Origin of the sequence: Nosocomiicoccus massiliensis (genome assembly GCF_002871345.2) — a bacterium.
Lineage (GTDB): Bacteria > Bacillota > Bacilli > Staphylococcales > Salinicoccaceae > Nosocomiicoccus > Nosocomiicoccus ampullae_A.
Genome location: NZ_CP136964.1, coordinates 546,028 through 567,432, shown reverse-complemented (window position 1 = coordinate 567,432; position 21,405 = coordinate 546,028). Strand labels below are relative to the sequence as shown.

Below are 21,405 nucleotides of genomic sequence, written 5' to 3'. Positions count from 1 at the left end.
CCTCCTTAAAAAAAGTATCGGTGTTTAAATCGAATCTCATCAAATATAAGTTGTTGCTCGGTCGTAATATGTTTTCCAACTCTTGCCATTAAAGTATTCGCAGGATGACTTGTAATTTCAGGGTCGTTTGTCATATATACTTCAAATCCTACAACGGCCATTAAATTAATCATTAATTGTTTATAGTCGTAGACGTCTAATCCTGTTCCTTTTAAATCCCAGTGCCAATAATATTCCGTCGTTAAAACGATATAATTTTCCATATACTCATCCATCATCGACAATTTCAGCATGTTTTGGCCAATTCTTAAATTTCGGTATGAATCAGAAACTTCAACTGCACCGAGTTCTAATATAAAAGGGTGGTTACCTTCACTCCATCTTTCAAACTCATCAGGTCTATGAAACGTAACGTAACCGATAATATTATTATCTACACGCGCAACGATGATACGACCTTCTTCTAAACTTGCGATTTCTTTTAATGCTTCAAACTGATCATTAGGTCTTCTAAATGCATTTAAGTGTTCGTCAAAAGTATACGTGTTTAGTGTTTCTTCACTTACAGGTCCTTCGATTATAATTGTTTGGCTATTTTTTTCGTATTCCATTTTAAAATAATTTTTTATATGCTCCAACATATCACCTCAAATCACAATATATGTCTAGTTATTTATATTATACATGAATCATTTTTATATTTATGTCTAAATGCGATTGAAAATTCGAACGAAACCGTTGAAATTCCTAAAAATAACAGATAAGATTATAAGTAACGTCAAAAGAAAGCGTTTTACTTAAATTTTAGGAGTGAATGTAATGAATTACGAAATCTATAAATCTGTAGATAAAAGTTCGAATATGGGACCTTACGAAGAAACAGTTAAAAACTTTTCGTGGGAAGAAGTAAAAAAACATTTTACATGGTATGAAACTAACAAAGTAAACATCGCATATGAAGCAATTGATCGTCACGTTGATGAAGGATATGGTAACAAAGTAGCATTACACTATAAAGACGATTCTGGCGTTTCATCATTTACTTTTAAAGAGATGAAAGAAAAATCAAACAAAGCAGCTAATATGTTAAAAGATAAAGAAGTAAAAAAAGGGGACCGAGTATTTATCTTTATGCCAAGATCGCCTGAATTATATTTTGTATTACTCGGTGCAGTGAAACTTGGTGCGATTGTTGGACCATTATTTGAAGCATTTATGGAAAAGGCTGTTGTTGACCGATTAGAAGACTCAGAAGCGAATTATTTAATTACGACTTCTGATTTATTAGAGAGAGTACCTTATAAAGAGATCGATACACTAAAACACGTATTTGTCGTCGGAGAAGACGTTAGTGAAGATGAAAAACTCTTAGATTTTAAACAGTTATTTGACGAAGCATCAGATGAATGTGACATCGAATGGGTAGATTTAGAGGACGGATTGATTTTACATTATACGAGTGGTTCAACTGGCTCACCAAAAGGTGTATACCACGTTCATAATGTGATGGTTCAACAATATATTTCAGCGAAATATGTGACGGATATTAAAGAAGACGATGTATACTGGTGTACAGCTGACCCAGGATGGGTAACTGGAACGAGTTATGGTATTTTTGGACCGTGGTTAAACCGCGCGACAAACGTTATCGTCGGAGGACGTTTCTCACCAGATGCATGGTATTCAGCACTTGAAGAGTTAAAAGTGACAATTTGGTATTCAGCACCGACAGCATTCCGTATGTTAATGGGAGCTGGAGACGAAGTTATAAAAAATTACGACCTTAGCCATTTAAGACATTTACTATCTGTTGGTGAACCACTGAATCCAGAAGTCATTAAATGGGGAGATAAAGTGTTCAACTTAAGAATTCACGATACGTGGTGGATGACTGAAACAGGAGCACATATGATCGTTAACTTCCCCTCAATGGATATAAAAGCTGGATCTATGGGTAAACCATTACCAGGTGTAGAAGCGGCAATCATTGACGACAACGGTGAAGTCTTACCGCCAAACCGTATGGGTAACTTAGCAATGAAAGCACCTTGGCCATCGATGATGCGCGATATTTGGAATAACCACGAGAAGTATAAATCGTACTTTATTGGAGATTGGTACGTTTCAGGTGACTCAGCATTTATAGATGAGGACGGGTACTTCTTCTTCCAAGGACGTGTAGACGACGTCATTATGACAGCTGGGGAAAGAGTTGGACCGTTTGAAATTGAATCTAAACTCGTTGAACATGAAGCGGTAGAAGAGGCTGGAGTTATCGGTAAACCAGATCCAGTACGTGGTGAAATCGTTAAAGCATTTATCGCATTACGTGAAGGTTATGAACCGACGGACGAGTTAAAAGAGGAAATTCGTAACTTCGTAAAACTTGGTCTCGCAGCACATGCAGCACCACGTGAAATTGAATTTAAAGACAAGTTACCAAAAACTCGTAGTGGTAAAATTATGAGACGTGTATTAAAAGCGTGGGAGTTAAACTTAGACGCTGGAGACTTATCAAGTATGGATGACGATTAATATTAAAGCAGCAGCAAATTCTGCTGCTTTTGTTATGGATAGTTCACCCGTAATTTGTAAAGAAATGTTAGTGATGGCACATAAGTGAATTTTATGTAATAATAATCATTAGAAAGATTGAGTTAAATCTTAAAAAAATATTCTTGTTGGGAGATGTAAAAGAATGGCACATTTAACAGACCAAGAGATTGCTGCTAAAGCAACATTACAACCAATTGAAGAAATTGCTCAAAAAGCAGGTATTCCTGAAGATGCATTAGAACTTCATGGTAAGTATAAAGCAAAAGTAGACATCAAAAATCTCGTTGGAAATGAAGAGGATTCAAAACTAGTACTCGTAACAGCTATGAACCCTACACCAGCTGGTGAAGGTAAATCAACTGTTACTGTTGGACTAGCAGATGCATTCAATAAACTAGGTGAAAAGGTTATGGTTGCATTGCGTGAACCATCACTTGGGCCAGTAATGGGTATTAAAGGTGGAGCTACTGGTGGTGGACACGCTCAAGTGTTACCGATGGAAGAAATCAACCTTCACTTTAACGGTGACTTACACGCGATTACGTCAGCAAACAATACGCTTTCAGCGTTAATCGACAACCACATTCACCAAGGTAACGAGTTAAATATCGACCAAAGAAGAATTACGTGGAAACGTGTCGTAGACATTAACGACCGTGAACTTCGTAACGTCGTTATCGGTTTAGGAGGACCAACTTCAGGTGTTCCACGTGAAGATGGATTTGATATTACTGTAGCAAGTGAAATTATGGCAGTACTTTGCTTAGCGACAGATTTAATGGATCTTAAAGAAAGACTTGGCCGTATCGTATTTGGTTATACGAAAGATAAAAAACCAGTTACAGTTAAAGACTTAAAAGTAGAGGGTGCATTAACACTACTACTTAAAGAAGCGATTAAACCAAACCTTGTTCAAACGATGGAAGGTACACCTGCGTTAATTCACGGTGGTCCATTTGCGAACATTGCACACGGTTGTAACTCATTAATCGCTACAAACACTGCAAGAAAATTATCAGACATCGTAGTAACAGAAGCAGGATTCGGTTCTGACTTAGGTGCTGAGAAGTTTATGGATATTAAAGCACGCTTTGGTAACTTTAAACCAGATGCAATTGTTTTAGTTGCAACAATTCGCGCACTTAAGATGAACGGTGGCGTTGCGAAAACTGATTTAGGTGCAGAAAATCTTGGAGCATTAAAATCAGGTATCGTAAACTTAGAGAAACACATTGAAAACGCACGTAAATTCGGTGTTGAACCAATCGTTGCATTAAACGACTTCGTTACAGATACAGATGCTGAACGTGAATTCGTACTTAACTGGTGTAAAGATCGTGACGTTAAAGTTGCACTTACACAAGTTTGGGAAAAAGGTGGAGAAGGTGGTATTGAGTTAGCGAAACAAGTAAAAGAAGCACTCGAAACACCAAACAACTTTGACTACCTATATGATCTTGAACTTTCAATCCCTGAAAAGATTGAAAAAATCGTTACAGAAGTATACGGTGGAGACGGCGTTAACTTTACAGATAAAGCAAAACGTCAAATCAAAGAAATCGAAGAAAATGGCTGGGGTAACTTCCCAGTATGTATGGCGAAAACTCAGTACTCATTATCAGACGATGAGAAAAAACTCGGTCGTCCAACAGGGTTTACAATTACAGTACGTGAGTTAATTGCTAAAACTGGTGCAGGATTTGTCGTTGCGTTAACAGGTAACGTTATGACAATGCCAGGATTACCAAAAGTACCATCAGCTAACCATATGGATGTTGATGCAGAAGGTAACTCAACAGGATTATTCTAATAAATCTAAGACGTGTACTAATGTACACGTCTTTTTTTGAATCAAAAAAATCCTCCAAGATTATTCTTGGAGGATAAGTTATTTATTCATCATCGTTGTCATCATCTTCGTCGTCTTCTTTATCGTCTTTTCCTTTTTTAAGTGCCTCTTTAATTCTTTTAGGCGCAGAGCCAATACGGTAATAATTGTCGTTTGTTCCTCTTACTGTGCCGCGTAAATCGCTAGCTGATAATTGGTAATCGAAGTCTGCACCGTTACGGTTTAAAACACTTTGATCATTTAAGCCAGATTTCGTAGAAAACTGTGTATGATCAGCAACGAGCCCTGTGACTTGTTTATCCTCACCGCAGTTTCCTTTTTGCATAAGCATTCCACAAAACGTGTCTTCATAAACAGAACTTGGTCGACTGAATTTTTTCCCAGCACCCATTTTTTCACTGTCTACATTTTGTAGAGCACTTGATAACATTTGCCAATTATAAACTGGTAGGTGTCCATCATCTGCTGTACTGTAAACTTGTGGGATATTACTGTCGTAACCCATCCATATACCGAGTGTAACTTCTGGATTGTAAGCAATCATCCACGTATCGATAAATTGCTCAGATGTTCCTGTTTTTGTTGCCCAATCATATGTCGATGAAATCTGATTATAATAACTACTAATATGATACGCAGAACCTGTTCTAAATACTTCTTTTAACATGTCTGTGACTAAGTACGCAGTAGACTCTTTCCATACGTCGTGACTGACTGTTTCATGTTCGTAAATCACTTTTCCAGTTGGATCTGTAATTTTTTCGATCATATAACTATCCGTCATCACTCCGTTATTACCAAAACTAGAAAATGCATTTACTCCATCTTCTACAGTCATGTTGTTCACTCCAAGAGGTAGAGAAGGGATACCGATGTTATTGGCATCAAATAGTGAGTCTGGCATATTTAATCCCATTTTTTCAAGATATTCTCTCGGGTTATGTTTACGAACTTCCGCCCATAGACGTAATGTTGATAAGTTGTACGAGTTCGCAAGTGCATTTTTCACTGATAGTAAACCAAAGTCTTTTTGGTCATAGTTTTGTGGAGAATAGCTTGTGCCTGCTTCAGGGTTATAAATCGAGAACGATTTATCGAGAATGACTGTATCCGGTGCAATAAGTCCTTTATCGACCCCTGGGCCATATACTGCGAGTGGTTTCATCGTAGACCCTGACATACGTGATGTTTGTGTCGCGTGGTTGTTTTCAGATGATTTAAAATCACGTCCACCGATAAAACCTAAAATTGCACCAGTTTTATTATTTTTAAGCATCGCACCGACTTCATGTTTTAATATCTTTTCTTTATCGTTGTTACTAATATCGATAGCATCTAACGAACTACGGTCACCGTAGTAGTAGAATTGATTGTTTTTAACATCTTGCATCGTGTCGTATATTTTTTTGTCGATTGTCGTTTCGATGTGATATCCGTTATTTCTTAACGCATCGTTTGCTTTTTGCGTATACTCTTGATTTAAGAGTGGTGTGATATTTAAGTCTTCTTTTGAAATACCATCCGCTTCTGCTAGGATGTATTTTAATACACCGACTGCACGGCGCTCAATCTCTTCAGTTAAGAATGGATATTTTTGGTTTGGAATTTCAACTGAACTTGTCATATTTTCATATAAGTCATATTCAATTGCTTCGTTATATTCTTCTTCAGTTATTTTTCCTTCAGTAAACATACGATTTAAAACATGCTCTTGACGATTTTTACCAAGTTCACGTTCATCTTCTGGTTTTAACGAACCGTCCACATTAAACGGTGTGTATGCATAAGGGTTTTGTGGTAAACCAGCAATAAAAGCAGCTTCAGCTAAGTTTAAATCTTCAGGATGTTTACCAAAAATCCCTTCTGCTGCACTTTTTAAACCAGCGATGTTTTGACCATTTGCGTTACGGCCAAATGAAACGGCATTTAAATATGAAGTTAAGATCTCATCTTTAGTGAGTAAATCTTCAACTTTAAATGCGAGCAGTAACTCAGATGCTTTACGTTTAAACGTCGGATCATTAGTCAGTAATTGGTTTTTAACGAGCTGCTGAGTGAGTGTACTACCACCTGTACCTTCACCACTCGAAATAACTTCTTGTAAAGAAGCACGAATGAAGGCTTTCGGTACGACACCGTTATGCTCATAGAAGTTCTCGTCTTCTGTTACGATTAACGCATCGATGACATTTTCAGGAATGTCTTCAAATTTAATCGACTCTCTAATTAAATCGGATTTTAACGTACCGAGGTTTTCACCAGATGCAAATGATACATTTGTACTTTCAGTAACGTCTTTTAGTTTAACTTCGATTTCTTCGTTCGTATAATCATCACCGTTATTTACAAGAGCTGCAAAATATCCAAGCCCTACACTAAATAACAAGATTCCAAGTAGTGATAATGAGAGTATCGTAAATAGTAAAACATTCCACACTGTATCGTATGTCGTATTAAACAAGAAACTAAGCGGATGTTTAGTTTCTTTAAAGCGACGTGATATATTTTTAATACGTGATTTAAATGAATCACCTTGTATTTTATTGTGTGTTTTATCTTGACGTGTAAATAATTGCTTAAAGCGATTAACAAAATTATTCTTTTTCATTACGACCTCCTGTTGACAGAATTATATCATAATTTGACATATACTTAACAAGGATTGTATTATTTAATCATTGATATTATAATATTTAGTAACAAAACTTAATATATTGAAATGTAAGAGAAGTAATTTTAAGCTAACTGTTCAGAGAATGTGTGGGTGGTGAGAACACATCAGTGACTTAAAACGAATACACTTACGTAAATATTTCAAAGCGAGAGCTTCATCTATTAGAGTAAAATTTATGGTGGTACCGTGTTCAGCACCCATACAGTGATGTATGGGTGTTTTTTATATACAAAGGAGAGAATATAATGAGTGAATTAATTCAAGATTTAAAATGGCGTGGGTTATTATACCAAGTGACAAATGAAGAAAACATTGAAAAGTTAGTAGAAAACGAAACAGTTTCATTATACTGTGGAACGGATCCAACAGCAGATAGTTTACACATTGGGCATTTAGTACCATTTTTAGTATTAAAAAGATTTCAGCAATATGGACATCGCCCAGTCGTACTCGTCGGTGGAGGAACAGGTCGCGTTGGAGACCCATCTTTTAAAGCATCAGAACGTGATTTAATTTCTGAAGATGATTTAAACAAAAACATCGCAGGTATTGAAGCGCAACTGCGTCGTATTTTTAATTTTGATAGTGGTAAAGAAACAGATGCAATTTTAGTAAACAATTACGACTGGTTAAAGGATATTAGTTTAATTTCTTTCTTAAGAGATTACGGTAAACACGTCGGTGTCAACTACTTACTCGCTAAAGATGCGATTCAGTCACGTTTAGAAACGGGAATTTCGTTTACGGAGTTTACGTACAACATAATTCAAGCAATCGACTTTTTACATTTAAGACAGACATATAACGTTAAAATCCAAGTCGGTGGCTCTGACCAGTGGGGGAATATCGTTTCAGGTATTGACTTAATGCGTCGTATTGAAGGCATTACGGATGCTGAAGGTTTAACGATCCCATTAGTGACAAAATCTGATGGTTCTAAGTTCGGTAAATCTGAAGGTGGAAACATCTGGCTAGATGCTGAAAAAACGTCACCTTATGAATTTTATCAGTTCTGGTTTAACCAAAATGATGAAGATGTCATTCATTTCTTAAAAGTATTTACATTCTTATCAAAAGAAGAAATCGAAGCGCTTGAAGAGAGTGTTAAAATTGAACCTCATTTACGTAAAGCACAGCGTGCACTCGCTGAAGAGATGATCAAAATTATTCACGATGAAGCAGCATTAGAAGAAGCGTTACGTATCACTGAAGCGTTATTTAGTGGAAACATTAAAGAGTTATCTGGTAAAGAACTAAAAGACGCGATGAAAAACGCACCGCAAGCGACAGTAGAAAACACGGAACATCCACTTGTGAATTTACTCGTCGACGCTAAAATTTCACCGAGCCGTCGCCAGGCACGTGAGGATATTAAAAACGGTGCAATTTATATAAATGGTGAGCGTGAACAAGACGTGGATTACACAGTGACTTCTAAAGACTTTTTAGAAGGGGATTTAATCGTATTTAGACGCGGTAAGAAAAAGTATACAGTCGTATACTTTGAGTAATATGAAACATAATCATCGAAAAGAAGACATATATTTTGATCATGAGTTAAACGCATGGATTATAAACGATGCAGTAATTGCCAAAGATATTTTAAAAAATCCGTCATTTACTGCGTTTAGAAAAAGTAAGCAAATAGAATCGATTCATACATCACAATATAATAAAGATGTTATGAAAGAATTTTATAATCACTGGCTGATGTATCAAAAAGAAGGTATCGATCACACAAATATGAAGCGTTCGGTACAACGTGCGTTAAATCAGTCGATCGCTCGACTATCAAAATCAAGTGTCGACGCGAGTCATTTATCTTTAACAAAAGAACAGATTAATGTAGTTAATGATATATCCGTTCCATTTTTATATAGTTATTTACCAAGGTTTTACGGCATATCAAAAATGGATTATAAAAATCTACTCGATATAGGCGTTCCGTTAATCGATTATATTATGTTGGATAATCAAGATGGGGACGAGATTGTAAAATCGATTCATAAAACACGTAACTACTTAATCGATCTTATAAATAAAAAGAAACTCGATCCAAATGGTTTTGTATCGAAATTGCTTGAAGAAGCGGGACAAACAATGGAAGTCATAGATATATTATTAAATATGATTATCGACGGACACCGACCGTTTTTAAGTAGTGTGAATGCACTTATATATCATACGTTAAATAATAAAGACATGACCTTTAAAGTAAAAGACGTATTAAGAGAATATCCACCGTTTCCGTACATTCGTAGAGTGTGTGTAAACGATACGAAGTATCACGATGTCATAATAAAAGAAGACCAGCACGTATTACTGATGATTCAAAACATAAATACAGATATGAATCGTTATGGTCTGACATTTGGTCACGGGATTCATTATTGTCTTGGTGTAGTAATTGTGACGCTCGGTTTAGAAAGACTTTATAAACAGTTAGACGTTTTGAAGGACTATACAATTAAAGAATATAAATGGTCGAGAACGTTTAGTTTTAATGAACTTACAATTTTAGATATAGAAAAGAGACTTCCATAGTTTGGAAGTCTCTTTATGTTTAGAATAAAAGTAATGCAACTGAGATGATGATTGGAAGTGAAATTGCAGTACGCATTAAGAAAATGACAAACATTTTTCCAACGCCAAGTGGAATTTTAGATCCTAAAATAACTCCACCAACTTCTGATAAGTATAGAAGCTGAGTAATACTTAACGCACCGACAATAAATCTTGCCATTTCTGAAACTTCACTACCGATTACTAATGTTGGTAAAAACATATCTGTAAATCCGATAAATAGCGTTTCAGATACAGCTTTTGCATCTGGAATACCAATCGTTTCTAAAATCGGTACGAACGGTGCACCGATAATACTAAATATAGGTGTAAATTCCGCAAGTACTGTACCGAGTGTACCGACCGCCATTACAACAGGTAATACAGCGATCCACATATCGAGAACTGTTTTATAGCCATCTTTTACGACGCCTAATGCTCCATCTGCACCTTCTGCTTTTTCTAATGCTTGTTTATACCCCCAAGAAAAACTCGTTTCACCTTCAGGTATATGTTCACTATACTCATTGTTTTCTACATAATACGTATCATCAATTTTAGATAGAGGCGGGATACGTGGTAATACAACCGCACATACGATTCCTGAGAATATTACAGTCGCATAAAACGGAACGAAATAGTTCAGCATGTTTAGATAATCTAATATAACGATCGTAAACGTAATCGATACGACAGAGAACATCGTCGCAATGACTGTTGCTTCACGTTTCGTATAAAATCCTGCTTCATATTGTTTACTCGTTAATAAAACCCCGATTGTACCGTCTCCAACCCAAGATGCTAGGTTATCAACTGTAGAGCGTCCAGGTAAAGTGAATACAGGGCGCATAAACTTTCTAAATAATGTTCCGACAAACTCTAGTAAACCGTAGTTTAAAAGTAACGGAAGTAAAAATCCAGCGATTAAAAATACCGCAAATAATGTCGGTAATAAGTCATAAAATACAGTTCCACCTGTATCTTCAGACGTGATTTGAATCGGTCCAATGTTGAAGAGTACGAATACACCAAACACAGCACCTAATACACGAACGATGATCCATCCTATTGATTGCTTAAACAATTGGTTTAATAATGCATTGTCAGATTTAACGACGTATGTAAATAATAAAGAAAGTAGGGCGGATATTACCATAATCGATGCGACGATATAACTAATCGCATTCTCACCGAATAATCCGATGAATTCTAAAATTTTGTTTGCAATATATGCAACGGGTACGGTAATTTCCCCAGCCTCATTTTTAATTGGAAAGATGAATATAAAAATACCAATTAAAGATGGGAGAATGAATTTTAAATTGTTCTTAACTGAATACATATAAAACACCTCTTTACTCTCATAATTATACAGAATATTAACTAAAAATAAAGTACATATCATATATTTTTATTTTTAAATCGCTTACATTATTATATACGATTCTTTGCTTATATAGAATAGTAATTCGTGTTATATTGATATAAGATTTTTAGAAATGGTGATTTAATGAATAGATTACTCATCGCTATATTTATGTTTACGATATTTTTACTCGGAATAATGGAACTCATTATTTCAGGACTTACTGAAATGATTAGTACCGAGCTACATATAAGTTATGGTTTAACTGGACAGTTGATTACAGTGTATGCTGTATCTTTTGCGATTTTTGGACCCGTATTAATACAACTGACAGACAAATTCAGTCAGAAGAAGACGCTTATTTATGCATTTTTAATATTCCTATTCGGAAATGTGATATTTATGCTCAGTCATTCGTTTACGATGCTCGCAATCGGACGTGTAGTGACGGCGATGGGGGCATCGGTTTTAATCGTTAAGATCTTAGACTTAACGTCATTATTATCTGAAGCACATAAAAAAGGAAAGACGATCGCATTTGTATATATGGGGTTTAGCGCAGCAAACGTATTTGGAATTCCAATAAGTACTTTAATTGGTAATATATTTGGTTGGCGAGAAGTGTTTTTCATCATCATTGTACTCACGATTATTACAGCAATTCTCGTATTAACGAAAACACCGAATATTACGTATACGACTACGACAGAAGATAAAAACATCATCACGCATAAAAAGAACGTCGTATTATACATTACGATTACGCTACTTATACTCACTGCGAACTTTATTATTATTGGATATATTTCTCCGTTATTAACGAGTAACGGATTCACGCTGAATCAAGTATCACTGGCCTTATTTATAGCAGGGTTAGGCGGTATGTCTGGGACATATCTCGGAGGAATGTTAGTCGATAAATTTCCAATTAAATATGCGATGATGGCGATGATCGTATTATTTTTAATGATGACAATTGCGATTCCATTTACTTTTAATATTCCTGTTTTATTTTATATCGTGTTTTACTTATTTAACGTATTTGAATGGAGTACATCTCCAATGATTCAATCTGGACTAGTAAGTAGTGTAAAAGGAAGTGCAGCCAAAGTCTTTAGTTGGAATATGTCGAGTTTAAACTTAGGAATAGGACTTGGTGCGGTCATCGGTGGGATATTTATTGACCGAATCGCTCCGTTACATTTACCATATATAAGTGCAATATTTTTAGTTGTCGGCATATTCATTGCATCACAGCTGACATTAGTTGAAAGAAGTGAATAATTTGAAGCGTATATTTGTACTCATCATATTGTCGTTATTACTGACTTTCGTACTCAATGCGACAGACATATATCATATTGATTTTACAATTACAAACCTCATTTATATATTTATATTTTTAGTGATTCTAATGGTTATCTATAAAATTATATTTAGATTTATAAAAACCTTTGCAGTGTTCTTTATATTAATAATAGGAGTATTCATTTTGTATTACATTTACGTATACATTACAGGTCAACCAATCGAATCACTCGAATTTTTAAACAACTATTTATTTAATAACTGAAGGTGAATCATATGGAAATAGTTAAAGTAACAGAGCATCATATCGATGACGTCTTAAAACTTCAGCAAGAAGTGTACGATAATTTAGAAGATAAAGAAATGCTTGAAACGATACCACGAGATTTAATGTTAGAAATTCTAAGCAATGATTACAGCGTTGGAGTATTTATAAATGATGAACTAAAAGCACTCCGTGCATTTTATATACCTAAAGTAGGTGAAGCGGATCATTTAGCTGACGACGCTGGTGTTAGTCAAGAAGATACGATATATTCAGAAATAACATTTATCGATGAATCGTTACGAGGTTATAATTTACAGCTAAAAATGGGACGCGTATTGTTAGAGAAGTTAAGAGAAGATAAACGGTTTAAATATTTAATCGGTACAGTGATGCCAAAGAACTTAGCGAGTTTAAAAAACACGTTAAATTTAGGGTTAAAAATCGTGAATACGAAAATCAAATATGGTAATAAACGAAGACATATCCTTTTTCTAGATTTAGAAAAGGAACTAACATATCATGGTGAACCAATTAAAATAAAATACGACGATATCGATTGGATGTTACAATATGGTAAAGATTATATCGGTGTAAAATTTGAAGACGAATATATTACGTATTACAAAAAATGAGAGTCACGTTGAGTGACTCTCATTTTACATTATAACATCGACTGGCTTTGGCCAGAAAAGATACAGTGCACATATGAATAGTACTAATCCTATAAACAAAATGACGAATCCGAGTTTGTTTTTTCGTAACATTGCTAAGCCATACACGATTAAAAATATACCAAATAGGAAAGCAAAAACCATAGGTAGAAACATAATCTACACCTCATTTTCTATATATATCACTCTGTCGTGACGAAGAGCGACTTCTTCATCGTGTGTAACTGTGATCAGTGTCGTGTTATACTGCTTATTTAAATCAAATAATACATCTAATATAATATTTTTATTTTTTTCATCTAAAAATGCAGTCGGTTCATCGGATAAAATAATATCAGGCTTCATAATAATTCCACGTAAAAATGCGACACGTGCTTTTTGTCCACCTGAACACTCAGAAGGTAGGTGATCGAGTACACTCGTAATACCAATTTCATCAGAAATCTTGTCGAAATATTGTTCCGCTTTAACACGTCTCTCTTTAGACGCATATAGTAGGGGGAGTTTAATATTTTTTTCAACTTTTAACGATTCGATTAACGATGACTCTTGGAGTACAAAGCCGATATTTTCATTTCTCAACGCTGCTCTTTTAGATTCTGAAAAACTATCGACTGTTTCATTGAATAGTTTTAAAGAACCTTCATACTCATTATCTACTAGTCCTAAAATATTTAAGAGGGAAGTTTTACCGACACCAGATTTACCCATAATTGCGACCTTTTCGCCTTCGTTCACTGTAAGAGAAAAGTCGTTTAATATAGATGTTTTTTTGTTTTTAAACATCTTTCTTTTTAAACTTAAATCAATCACTTGACTCATTCGAACACCCCCAAAGTAAATGGAATTTTTTTGAATTTATAAACCATAATTTCTGTTAACACAAATGATATAAGTAAGTTCGATATAAATATCCCACCAATGATTAACCAACTCTCAGGCAAGATACCAAAATATCCAAAAACCATACTGCTATCTATTTTCATGACATATGACTCATAGCTTACTAGCTTTAATGCGACAATTAATGCGATAGTATTCAGACTAAGTAACACAATAAAGAACGTATTTAAAATGATTCTCAGTTCTTTATAACTTAGTCCAACGATAAAGTTCACAGCGAATATCTTTTTCAGTAAGCGACTTGCGATAGATGCGTTCCAGTATATTAATACTGTGAGTAATATGAATAATATTGCGAATATAACTAATTGTATTGTGAATCCGATTTTTAAATATTGATTAACTTCATCAATGTTTTCTTCAGGTGTATAAAAATTAAAGGGGGCTCCAAATCTATTTTTCATTTTTTCTTGAACAGCTTTTATATCTTCTTCAGAATCCGTAAAGATAAGTAAATCATGAATACCGTTCATCGTTATGTCTCTAGCTGCACTCGTCAATATATCATCATTTAATGGCATGATAATAGAATAGTTAAGATATTGACGAGTGATTGGTAAATACATATTGGAAATTCTACTGTCGCGCTCTAAAATACCAGTTACTACATATTCATTAAAATCATTCCCACCGTATGTCTCCGGTATCTCTATAATATCCCCAATATTATATGTTTTAGATAATCCTTCTCCAATTAATATAGGGATAGGATCTACATTTGGTTTAAAGTCAAAATATAAATCGTCACCTTTTTGTATTTTAAATTGATAAGTGTTATAGTAATTTTCATCGTAATACATCACATGAACATTATGAAGATTATGATCATTCTTGATACCTAGGACAGAGGAGCCTTCATGTTTAACTCCGAATTTATAATTTTCTATAAGATATTTATAAAAATCTTGCGCGCTTTCTTCAGAAATAGGAGCCATATTATGGAAATCTTTAACTTTCATATTACTTATGTATACATCGTTGTTCGAAAGTCTATTTAAAACTTCTGAACCGCGTTCCGCATGCATCAAAGTACTGATACTAAAGTATGTAAACGAATTCAAAAGTAGGAACAACATAAAGATTACCGAAAATAGTAGGGGACGCTTGATAAATATTTCATCCACAAAGAAAATAAACCTTTTCACTTAAACTTCACCCCTTGTAAAGAGATTAATATGTATATACTAAATAGTAAGAATAAAAATAACGATTCTGAGATGTTGATACCAATCACTAAGCTGATTGTAAAAGATATTAGTGTACTTGCCACTAACAATATTGAATGACAGTATAAAAATCTTTTCCTTATATTTTGCATCGTGTCACCGACTATAAATCTTGAGACTATTTCCACTTTCTTTTTTACAAAAAATTGATAATGTAATAGCACTATCACGAAAGAAAAAATTATTGATATTGGTATTCTTAATATTATAAATAGATCAGCGAAACCACGAAATATTTCATTTTCATCAATTAATATATAATCAATTTTTAAAAGAGAAATATTTATGATGTAACATATTAGATACATTATAAAAAAATAAATCATTTCATTTTTACGAAATAGGCTCAAATTCATTTGATAAATTCCTCCTTTCTAATTAATATATACAATATAACTTATATATATTAATTAGATTATAATTAATTTCCTTTAGAAAAGCTAATAAAATATAAATAAATTATAAAAAAACACTCTCATAGCTGATGTGCTACCCAAAAGTTGGACTTTTGGACTTAAGCGGATTGTAAGGTATGTTTCCTGAATTCTTCAGGAGACATGCCTTTTAATTTTAGCTTAATTCTATCTTTATTATAGTATCTAATATATTCATGTACTGCAATCTCTAATGCTTCATATGTCTTGAATACTTCTCCATAAAACATTTCCTGCTTTAATAAGCCAAAGAAGTTCTCCATCGGTGAATTATCTAAACAGTTTCCTTTACGTGACATACTCATTGTTGCACCATATTCTGTTATGGTATTTCCCCAACTACTATGCTGATAATGAAATCCTTGATCCGAGTGAACAACTAATTGGTTTAGATTGTGTTGGTGTTCCTCAAGTGCTTTATTTAAAGGATTTATAGCGATTGCTAGGTTTGGTGAACGACTTAATTGATAGGCAATCACTTCAGAGTTATAACAATCCATAATCGTTGATAAATATAGTTTCTTGCCTTTGATAGGTAACGCAAACTCTGTGACATCTGTGACCCATAGTTGATTAAATGTTTTCGGCTTAAAGTTACGCTTTACCTTATTTGGAGCGACTTTTCCAACTTGTCCTTTATATGAACTGTAACGTGTTCTCGATTTATTTTTGAATTTTTGACACAGTAAATTATAGGTTTTCATAATGCGTAATAAACGCTTATGATTCACCACAATTTGTTCTCTGTGCTCGAGTATTGCTTTGATTCTTCTGTAACCATATCTACCTTTATGTTTTGATACAATTTCTTTAATTTTTTCTACTAGCCATTGATCTTTCTGTTCCTGATCATCCATATGTTTTATCCAGTAGTAATATACAGACTTTGGTAGCTTCAACACTGTTAAAATCTCTTTTAGTGTATAAGTCGTTTCTTGCCTTACCTCAAGCGCTACTTTCGTTTTTTGTCTGTTGGATCTGTCGGTAAGGCGTTTAACTTTTTTAGAATGATATTTTCCAGTTCTTTCATTCTTAGTTCTTCTCTTAGACGTTCTAACTCTTCGCGTTCTGTTTCATTCAGTGGTTCACTCTTCGATAATTGTTTTTGGTTATGTTCTTTATTAGGCATATGTTTTATTGGTCTCCCTTGTTTGCCCTCTAGAGCAGCTGGGCCACCTTCTTGAATCTTGCGATTCCAGTTAGCGATTGTTGAAAAATGCTTGATACCAAAGTGTTCCGCTGTTTCTCTATAGGACAATTGATTTTCTTCTCTATATTTTAAAACAGCTAACTTAAATTCACTAGTATATTGAGTATTACTTAGAGATTTAGTGAGGCCCTGATAGCCATATGTGTTGTATTGTTTTACCCATGTTTGAACAAGCAATCTATCCACATTATGCTTTTCACCTAAAAACTTATATCCTCCTGCTTCATTTAAATATTCATTAACTACTTTTACCTTAAATTCAAAGCTATGCTTTTTATACTTCATACAAAAACACCCCTAAAGTTGGATTTTAGTGTCCAACTTTAGGGGTGCAGCTCAAGCATTTTGAGAGTGTTAAAAAAGTTTAAACTTTGAATTTTCTTCTTTATTGTAATGTAGTTTTACTACGAATGGATACGACAAACTTGGTGATCCAATAAATGTGTATTGTTGTTCGAGTTTAATGTTTCTTTTTCCTACTGGGTCATAAATAACGACGGAATTATTGTCCTTTTCAATCGTAATATATTGTCCTCTTGGTTTTTTCACAATGTTCGTCACTTTGTAGTTAGAGAACTTCAAAGGAGTATTTGGACGATATTCTCCTTTTTTAAACTTTGGAATATCCGCTTCATAATAGTCATCTTGTAAATTATATGCATGTACAACGTCTTGTATTTGTTGACTCATCACGTTATCTGGAATTTCCTTTGGGTTATAATATAACCGCTCTTGTTGATATAACCCGATAACGATTGTTGTAATGACTAAGCTAACTACTGTAAATCCTGCCCACATCGCAGTACGTTCGTGGAGTGACTTTTTTACAGTTACCGTAAAAAAGTACAGCGTGATTACAGCAAATATAATCGATAATATTAAGTACGTGTTCATAACATCACCTAAAAAGAGTATTAGTTAAATTTTAGTTGAAGTATCTAGAAACCGCAACGTTAATTAATAATTGGCTCAATAATAATTTCAACATTACCTCGAATCGCTTTAGAAACCATACAATTTCGATCTGCGATTTCAATTAGACGATCGATGCGTTTATGAAGTTTATCAGTTTCATTAACTGAAATAGTCGGGCGGTGGGTAATTTTTTCCATTTTAAATTGTTCATCATCACTTAAAGAAGCGGTACCGATAGATGTTAGTTCAATCGTAACGTCAGTAAATCTCGCACGCTCTAACGCTGCAGACAGACTAATAATATAGCAACTTGAAGCGGCCGCAACTAACAACTCATCTGGATTTGAAGCATTACCGGGCCCACCAAGTGAACTTGGTATTGAGATATTTCCATTTAAATGATCCGCTTTAAACTCTCCTGTAGAATTTCTTCCATTATTCCAAAGTGTTTGAACTGTAAAATCATGTGTAATCATAGAATCACCTGAATTATTAAATTGATATAAGTAAGTGTATCATTTTGAAACACAAAACTATAGAAAACAGTTATTTTATGATATATTAATATATATTTTATAGTATATTTGATAAAAACTACATTTTTTATAAAGTGGGTGAGTAAAAGATGAAGTATAAAGATTTAAAAACGGTATTTCACATGTCTGGAACACAAGAATGGGAAAATGAATACACAAATAGATTCAATCATTACGGTTCATACAGAACAGATATTAATATACATCCAATTCAAGAATCAACGTCAAAAACTTGATGTATCATATCCAGTATTCTTTTCAATAACTAAAACGATATTTGAAAGTACAGAAACAATACTCTTAAACTCTAATAAAATAAACTTTCTTTTAAATGAGCAACCAGAAACAGCAAAGAAAGCGTATATAACAAAATTAATTATTAATGAGTTACAAAGTACAAATGAAAAAGAAAATATACGTAGTACAAAAGAAGATATTGCAGATGCGATTTATAGTGTGGATGTTAATAAGAAAAACAAGAAATTTTTAGGACTAGTTAAGCAATATACATCGCTACAAAAGGTGAATGGTGAAAGATTCGAAAATGTTAAAGATTTTAGAACTGCATATGACAAACTTTTAATTAATGAAATAGATCCTGAGGAGTTACCAGATGGAGAACTTTTTAGAACATCTGGGGTAGGGATATATGACAAATCAACAAATAGATGGACACATAGAAACGAGTTTAATGAAGCGGAAATTAATTTGTTTTTAAAAGATATTATACAATTTAATAAATACTATAAGGCACCACAGTTATTAAAAATAGTTTCTACTCATTTTATGTTTGAGTACTTACATCCATTTTATGATGGTAATGGAAGACTTGGAAGGTATATACTTGCGAAGGAATTGAGCGCTTACCTAGATATCATAACTGCATTTACTTTTTCCTATACTATAAATAGAAATAAAGGGAAATATGATAAGTCATTTGAAAAAGCAACAAACTTCCATAATAAAGGTGAATTGACTTTATTTATAGACACGATGTTAAAACTTATTATTGAAGGCCAAGAAAGTGCAATTAAAGATTTTGAAGATAACGAACAAAAGCTATCGCTTTTAGTAGAAAATCTTAAAAATGAAAATTTATTGGACGATGAATTTATCGTAATAAAAAAATTATTAGAAGATAAAGTGTTTGGTAGTCATTACTCTAGAATATCGGTGAAGAAATTAGTAGAAGAGGTGCCGTTTAGCAGACAAAAAGTAGATAAAATTCTAAAAAAACATTTGGATAAGCTCGATAAGTTAAAAGGTAACCCAGTCGTTTATGAAATAAAAGACAGTTTTATCGAAAGATTATTGTCATATTAAAAGCGTCGGTACATATGGTTATTCATATGAACCGACGTTTAATTAATATTTATACTTTAAATTTATATCTTCTTTACAAATTCTGATTTTAGCTTCATCTGACCAAAGCCAGGAATCTTACATTCAATATCATGTCCATCCTCAGGTTCTATTAGTCTAATACTCTTAATATTTGTTCCTTTTTTAATTGAATCAGAAGAACCTTTAACTTTTAGATCTTTAATCACAGTGATTGAATCACCATCGTTTAAAACCGTTCCATGAGCATCACGAACGAGTTGAGATTCCTCAAACTCAAGTTGAGAATCCTTCGTCCACTCGTGACCGCACATCGGACAAATATACAATTGACCATCCTCATATGTATACTCCTGATTACAACTTGGACAAGCAGGTAATGTTGTACTCATTAAAAATCCTCCTAAAAATTAAGTTTTCATACTTTGTTTTTTTATCAATTTACTTTTAATAAAACGCTTTTGTTAGATTCTATAATAGGTGAGAAACTATAAGAAGGCAAGGAGCGTGTACAAATATGCTTTAAATGTTTAATAGTCTATAATTAGAATGTGATAGATGATTATTTTACTGAAATTCTATTAAGGCTAGAGATTATATTTTGAGCATTTGATAAAAATATTGATGACAATATTATCCTTTTAAATACGGACTATCAGGAGGTGTTTATGTATGACTAACGTAGAAAAATACATTATAGAACCATTTCATGATGCAAGTGATGATGAAAAGAGGTTAGTCGGCCCTTGTATATTTGGTGACAATCCTGCAGTGTTTTTTAGAGATGAAGATATCATGTTCGATTATCTGGACAAACTAGGTATACCACATCATGAGGAGATAAGAAGAGTACTAAAGTATATTATTTCGGATATCCAATACCAGGACGAAAAGCCGACGTTAGAAGAAGCATTAAGTAAGATTAAAGAGATTAGAGAACTTCATGCACAGGGTTACTATGATCTTAAATAGGGGTGTTTTACGATGACTAACGTAGAAAAATATATTATTAAACCGTTTGATAAGGCTACTGATGAAGAAAAGAGATTAGTAGGACCGCATATATTTGGTGATAATGCTTATGTATTTTTCAAGGATCAGGATATTATGTTTGATTATCTGGATAAATTAGGAATACCCCACCAAGAAAAGCTTAGAGCCGTTCAACAATATATCTACTCATATGTTCAGGACAAAGAAGATAGGCCAACATTAGAAAAAGCTTTAAGAATGATAAAAGAAATTAGAGATACGGGTGGGAAAGGGCCATACAAGATAAAAAGTAGGCAAGTAATCAAGATAAGGCTACCTAATAAAGAATAAACATATTATATACCAGGGATTAATATCCATGGTTTTTTGCGTAATTATATAATTTTATAATTACCTCAAATGTGAGGTTTTTATAGTCTCTTTCTCCTCTTCTGATTGCGTTAAAATTGCTAGATGAAACACCAGTATCTTTTTGAATTCTATAGCCAGATACATTCTCATCCTCAATTAATTGTTTTATCATATGTTCAACTTCTTCAATAGGATTCATTAAAGCACTTCCTTTTATTTATAGTTTTAGCTACTTTTAAATA

21 protein-coding genes and 1 pseudogene are annotated in these 21,405 nt (G+C 33.6%); 10 read left to right on the top strand and 12 right to left on the bottom strand.

The genetic code is table 11. The features are described 5' to 3' along the window. Window positions 1-5: 5 nt before the first annotated feature. Window positions 6-638: a GNAT family N-acetyltransferase gene (locus CJ229_RS02870; protein WP_419181880.1), complete on the bottom strand. Its 633-nt coding sequence runs from the start codon at window positions 636-638 to the stop codon at window positions 6-8. A gap of 181 nt (window positions 639-819) precedes the next feature. Here CJ229_RS02870 and acsA point away from each other — a divergent pair, with 181 nt between their 5' ends. Together acsA and CJ229_RS02860 are read left to right on the top strand one after the other, a co-directional pair. Continuing rightward, complete coding sequence (acsA, locus tag CJ229_RS02865; protein WP_102167374.1) at window positions 820-2,535, top strand: acetate--CoA ligase; 1,716 nt, start codon at window positions 820-822, stop codon at window positions 2,533-2,535. 163 nt (window positions 2,536-2,698) lie between these two features. Beyond that, complete coding sequence (locus CJ229_RS02860; protein ID WP_070710098.1) at window positions 2,699-4,366, top strand: formate--tetrahydrofolate ligase; 1,668 nt, start codon at window positions 2,699-2,701, stop codon at window positions 4,364-4,366. A gap of 82 nt (window positions 4,367-4,448) precedes the next feature. Here the strand turns inward: CJ229_RS02860 and CJ229_RS02855 are convergent, their stop codons facing one another. After that, window positions 4,449-7,013 carry a transglycosylase domain-containing protein gene (locus CJ229_RS02855; RefSeq protein ID WP_070456850.1) on the bottom strand — a complete coding sequence of 855 codons (2,565 nt, stop codon included), beginning with the start codon at window positions 7,011-7,013 and terminating at the stop codon, window positions 4,449-4,451. A gap of 308 nt (window positions 7,014-7,321) precedes the next feature. On the opposite strand from CJ229_RS02855, the gene tyrS reads away from it, so the two are divergent. Both tyrS and CJ229_RS02845 read left to right on the top strand, forming a co-directional pair. Next, window positions 7,322-8,590 carry a tyrosine--tRNA ligase gene (gene tyrS, locus CJ229_RS02850; protein WP_102167445.1) on the top strand — a complete coding sequence of 423 codons (1,269 nt, stop codon included), beginning with the start codon at window positions 7,322-7,324 and terminating at the stop codon, window positions 8,588-8,590. Between the two features lies 1 nt (window position 8,591). Next, complete coding sequence (locus tag CJ229_RS02845) at window positions 8,592-9,623, top strand: cytochrome P450 (protein WP_102167373.1); 1,032 nt, start codon at window positions 8,592-8,594, stop codon at window positions 9,621-9,623. A 19-nt stretch (window positions 9,624-9,642) separates the two neighbouring features. On the opposite strand, the gene CJ229_RS02840 is transcribed toward CJ229_RS02845, so the two are convergent. Then, on the bottom strand, window positions 9,643-10,983 hold the full coding sequence (locus CJ229_RS02840) for a YjiH family protein (protein WP_068130865.1): 1,341 nt from the start codon (window positions 10,981-10,983) through the stop codon (window positions 9,643-9,645). A 168-nt stretch (window positions 10,984-11,151) separates the two neighbouring features. Between CJ229_RS02840 and CJ229_RS02835 the strand changes: the two genes are divergently transcribed. The 3 genes from CJ229_RS02835 to CJ229_RS02825 are packed head-to-tail and all read left to right on the top strand — an operon-like array spanning window position 11,152 to window position 13,215. Further along, window positions 11,152-12,291, top strand: coding sequence for an MFS transporter (locus CJ229_RS02835; protein ID WP_102167372.1), 1,140 nt, complete (start codon window positions 11,152-11,154; stop codon window positions 12,289-12,291). Between the two features lies 1 nt (window position 12,292). Continuing rightward, complete coding sequence (locus CJ229_RS02830) at window positions 12,293-12,580, top strand: hypothetical protein (RefSeq protein WP_145998141.1); 288 nt, start codon at window positions 12,293-12,295, stop codon at window positions 12,578-12,580. Between the two features lie 11 nt (window positions 12,581-12,591). Beyond that, complete coding sequence (locus CJ229_RS02825; protein ID WP_070622809.1) at window positions 12,592-13,215, top strand: hypothetical protein; 624 nt, start codon at window positions 12,592-12,594, stop codon at window positions 13,213-13,215. A 24-nt stretch (window positions 13,216-13,239) separates the two neighbouring features. Here CJ229_RS02825 and CJ229_RS02820 read toward each other — a convergent pair whose 3' ends face one another. The 7 genes and pseudogenes from CJ229_RS02820 to CJ229_RS02790 form a co-directional block, all read right to left on the bottom strand. After that, window positions 13,240-13,410 (bottom strand): hypothetical protein, encoded by a 171-nt coding sequence (locus CJ229_RS02820; protein WP_168161300.1) that lies wholly within the window; start codon window positions 13,408-13,410, stop codon window positions 13,240-13,242. A 3-nt stretch (window positions 13,411-13,413) separates the two neighbouring features. Next, complete coding sequence (locus CJ229_RS02815; RefSeq protein WP_102167371.1) at window positions 13,414-14,076, bottom strand: ABC transporter ATP-binding protein; 663 nt, start codon at window positions 14,074-14,076, stop codon at window positions 13,414-13,416. After that, the gene (locus CJ229_RS02810) at window positions 14,073-15,302 is read right to left on the bottom strand and encodes an ABC transporter permease (protein WP_102167370.1); all 1,230 of its coding nucleotides are present in this window, start codon (window positions 15,300-15,302) and stop codon (window positions 14,073-14,075) included. Before CJ229_RS02810 ends, CJ229_RS02815 begins: the two co-directional genes overlap by 4 nt. A gap of 595 nt (window positions 15,303-15,897) precedes the next feature. Continuing rightward, window positions 15,898-16,803, bottom strand: a pseudogene (locus CJ229_RS02805) (IS3 family transposase); the annotation flags it as partial. Continuing rightward, the gene (locus CJ229_RS02800; protein WP_317846616.1) at window positions 16,770-17,312 is read right to left on the bottom strand and encodes a helix-turn-helix domain-containing protein; all 543 of its coding nucleotides are present in this window, start codon (window positions 17,310-17,312) and stop codon (window positions 16,770-16,772) included. The gene CJ229_RS02800 and the pseudogene CJ229_RS02805, both read right to left, overlap by 34 nt. Before the next feature lie 69 nt (window positions 17,313-17,381). Further along, window positions 17,382-17,921, bottom strand: coding sequence for a hypothetical protein (locus tag CJ229_RS02795; protein WP_102167447.1), 540 nt, complete (start codon window positions 17,919-17,921; stop codon window positions 17,382-17,384). 59 nt (window positions 17,922-17,980) lie between these two features. Then, window positions 17,981-18,418: an SACOL1771 family peroxiredoxin gene (locus CJ229_RS02790; RefSeq protein ID WP_068128940.1), complete on the bottom strand. Its 438-nt coding sequence runs from the start codon at window positions 18,416-18,418 to the stop codon at window positions 17,981-17,983. Between the two features lie 207 nt (window positions 18,419-18,625). Here CJ229_RS02790 and CJ229_RS02785 point away from each other — a divergent pair, with 207 nt between their 5' ends. Continuing rightward, complete coding sequence (locus CJ229_RS02785) at window positions 18,626-19,801, top strand: Fic family protein (RefSeq protein WP_317846615.1); 1,176 nt, start codon at window positions 18,626-18,628, stop codon at window positions 19,799-19,801. A gap of 62 nt (window positions 19,802-19,863) precedes the next feature. Here CJ229_RS02785 and CJ229_RS02780 read toward each other — a convergent pair whose 3' ends face one another. Further along, complete coding sequence (locus tag CJ229_RS02780; protein WP_070622805.1) at window positions 19,864-20,211, bottom strand: zinc ribbon domain-containing protein YjdM; 348 nt, start codon at window positions 20,209-20,211, stop codon at window positions 19,864-19,866. Between the two features lie 280 nt (window positions 20,212-20,491). Here CJ229_RS02780 and CJ229_RS02775 point away from each other — a divergent pair, with 280 nt between their 5' ends. Together CJ229_RS02775 and CJ229_RS02770 are read left to right on the top strand one after the other, a co-directional pair. Further along, the gene (locus CJ229_RS02775; protein WP_102167449.1) at window positions 20,492-20,791 is read left to right on the top strand and encodes a hypothetical protein; all 300 of its coding nucleotides are present in this window, start codon (window positions 20,492-20,494) and stop codon (window positions 20,789-20,791) included. Between the two features lie 12 nt (window positions 20,792-20,803). Beyond that, window positions 20,804-21,142: a hypothetical protein gene (locus CJ229_RS02770; protein ID WP_102167450.1), complete on the top strand. Its 339-nt coding sequence runs from the start codon at window positions 20,804-20,806 to the stop codon at window positions 21,140-21,142. 19 nt (window positions 21,143-21,161) lie between these two features. On the opposite strand, the gene CJ229_RS02765 is transcribed toward CJ229_RS02770, so the two are convergent. Continuing rightward, the gene (locus CJ229_RS02765; RefSeq protein ID WP_102167451.1) at window positions 21,162-21,362 is read right to left on the bottom strand and encodes a helix-turn-helix domain-containing protein; all 201 of its coding nucleotides are present in this window, start codon (window positions 21,360-21,362) and stop codon (window positions 21,162-21,164) included. Window positions 21,363-21,405: the final 43 nt, after the last annotated feature.

Excerpts from the sequence above, each read along its gene's own strand:
- acsA (WP_102167374.1), top strand. The coding sequence starts at position 820 with ATGAATTACGAAATCTATAAATCTGTAGATAAAAGTTCGAATATGGGA.
- CJ229_RS02860 (WP_070710098.1), top strand. The coding sequence starts at position 2,699 with ATGGCACATTTAACAGACCAAGAGATTGCTGCTAAAGCAACATTACAA.
- CJ229_RS02855 (WP_070456850.1), bottom strand. The coding sequence starts at position 7,013 with ATGAAAAAGAATAATTTTGTTAATCGCTTTAAGCAATTATTTACACGT.
- CJ229_RS02845 (WP_102167373.1), top strand. The coding sequence starts at position 8,592 with ATGAAACATAATCATCGAAAAGAAGACATATATTTTGATCATGAGTTA.
- CJ229_RS02840 (WP_068130865.1), bottom strand. The coding sequence starts at position 10,983 with ATGTATTCAGTTAAGAACAATTTAAAATTCATTCTCCCATCTTTAATT.
- CJ229_RS02835 (WP_102167372.1), top strand. The coding sequence starts at position 11,152 with ATGAATAGATTACTCATCGCTATATTTATGTTTACGATATTTTTACTC.
- CJ229_RS02825 (WP_070622809.1), top strand. The coding sequence starts at position 12,592 with ATGGAAATAGTTAAAGTAACAGAGCATCATATCGATGACGTCTTAAAA.
- CJ229_RS02820 (WP_168161300.1), bottom strand. The coding sequence starts at position 13,410 with ATGTTTCTACCTATGGTTTTTGCTTTCCTATTTGGTATATTTTTAATC.
- CJ229_RS02815 (WP_102167371.1), bottom strand. The coding sequence starts at position 14,076 with ATGAGTCAAGTGATTGATTTAAGTTTAAAAAGAAAGATGTTTAAAAAC.
- CJ229_RS02800 (WP_317846616.1), bottom strand. The coding sequence starts at position 17,312 with ATGAAGTATAAAAAGCATAGCTTTGAATTTAAGGTAAAAGTAGTTAAT.
- CJ229_RS02795 (WP_102167447.1), bottom strand. The coding sequence starts at position 17,921 with ATGAACACGTACTTAATATTATCGATTATATTTGCTGTAATCACGCTG.
- CJ229_RS02790 (WP_068128940.1), bottom strand. The coding sequence starts at position 18,418 with ATGATTACACATGATTTTACAGTTCAAACACTTTGGAATAATGGAAGA.
- CJ229_RS02785 (WP_317846615.1), top strand. The coding sequence starts at position 18,626 with ATGAATACACAAATAGATTCAATCATTACGGTTCATACAGAACAGATA.
- CJ229_RS02780 (WP_070622805.1), bottom strand. The coding sequence starts at position 20,211 with ATGAGTACAACATTACCTGCTTGTCCAAGTTGTAATCAGGAGTATACA.
- CJ229_RS02775 (WP_102167449.1), top strand. The coding sequence starts at position 20,492 with ATGACTAACGTAGAAAAATACATTATAGAACCATTTCATGATGCAAGT.
- CJ229_RS02770 (WP_102167450.1), top strand. The coding sequence starts at position 20,804 with ATGACTAACGTAGAAAAATATATTATTAAACCGTTTGATAAGGCTACT.
- CJ229_RS02765 (WP_102167451.1), bottom strand. The coding sequence starts at position 21,362 with ATGAATCCTATTGAAGAAGTTGAACATATGATAAAACAATTAATTGAG.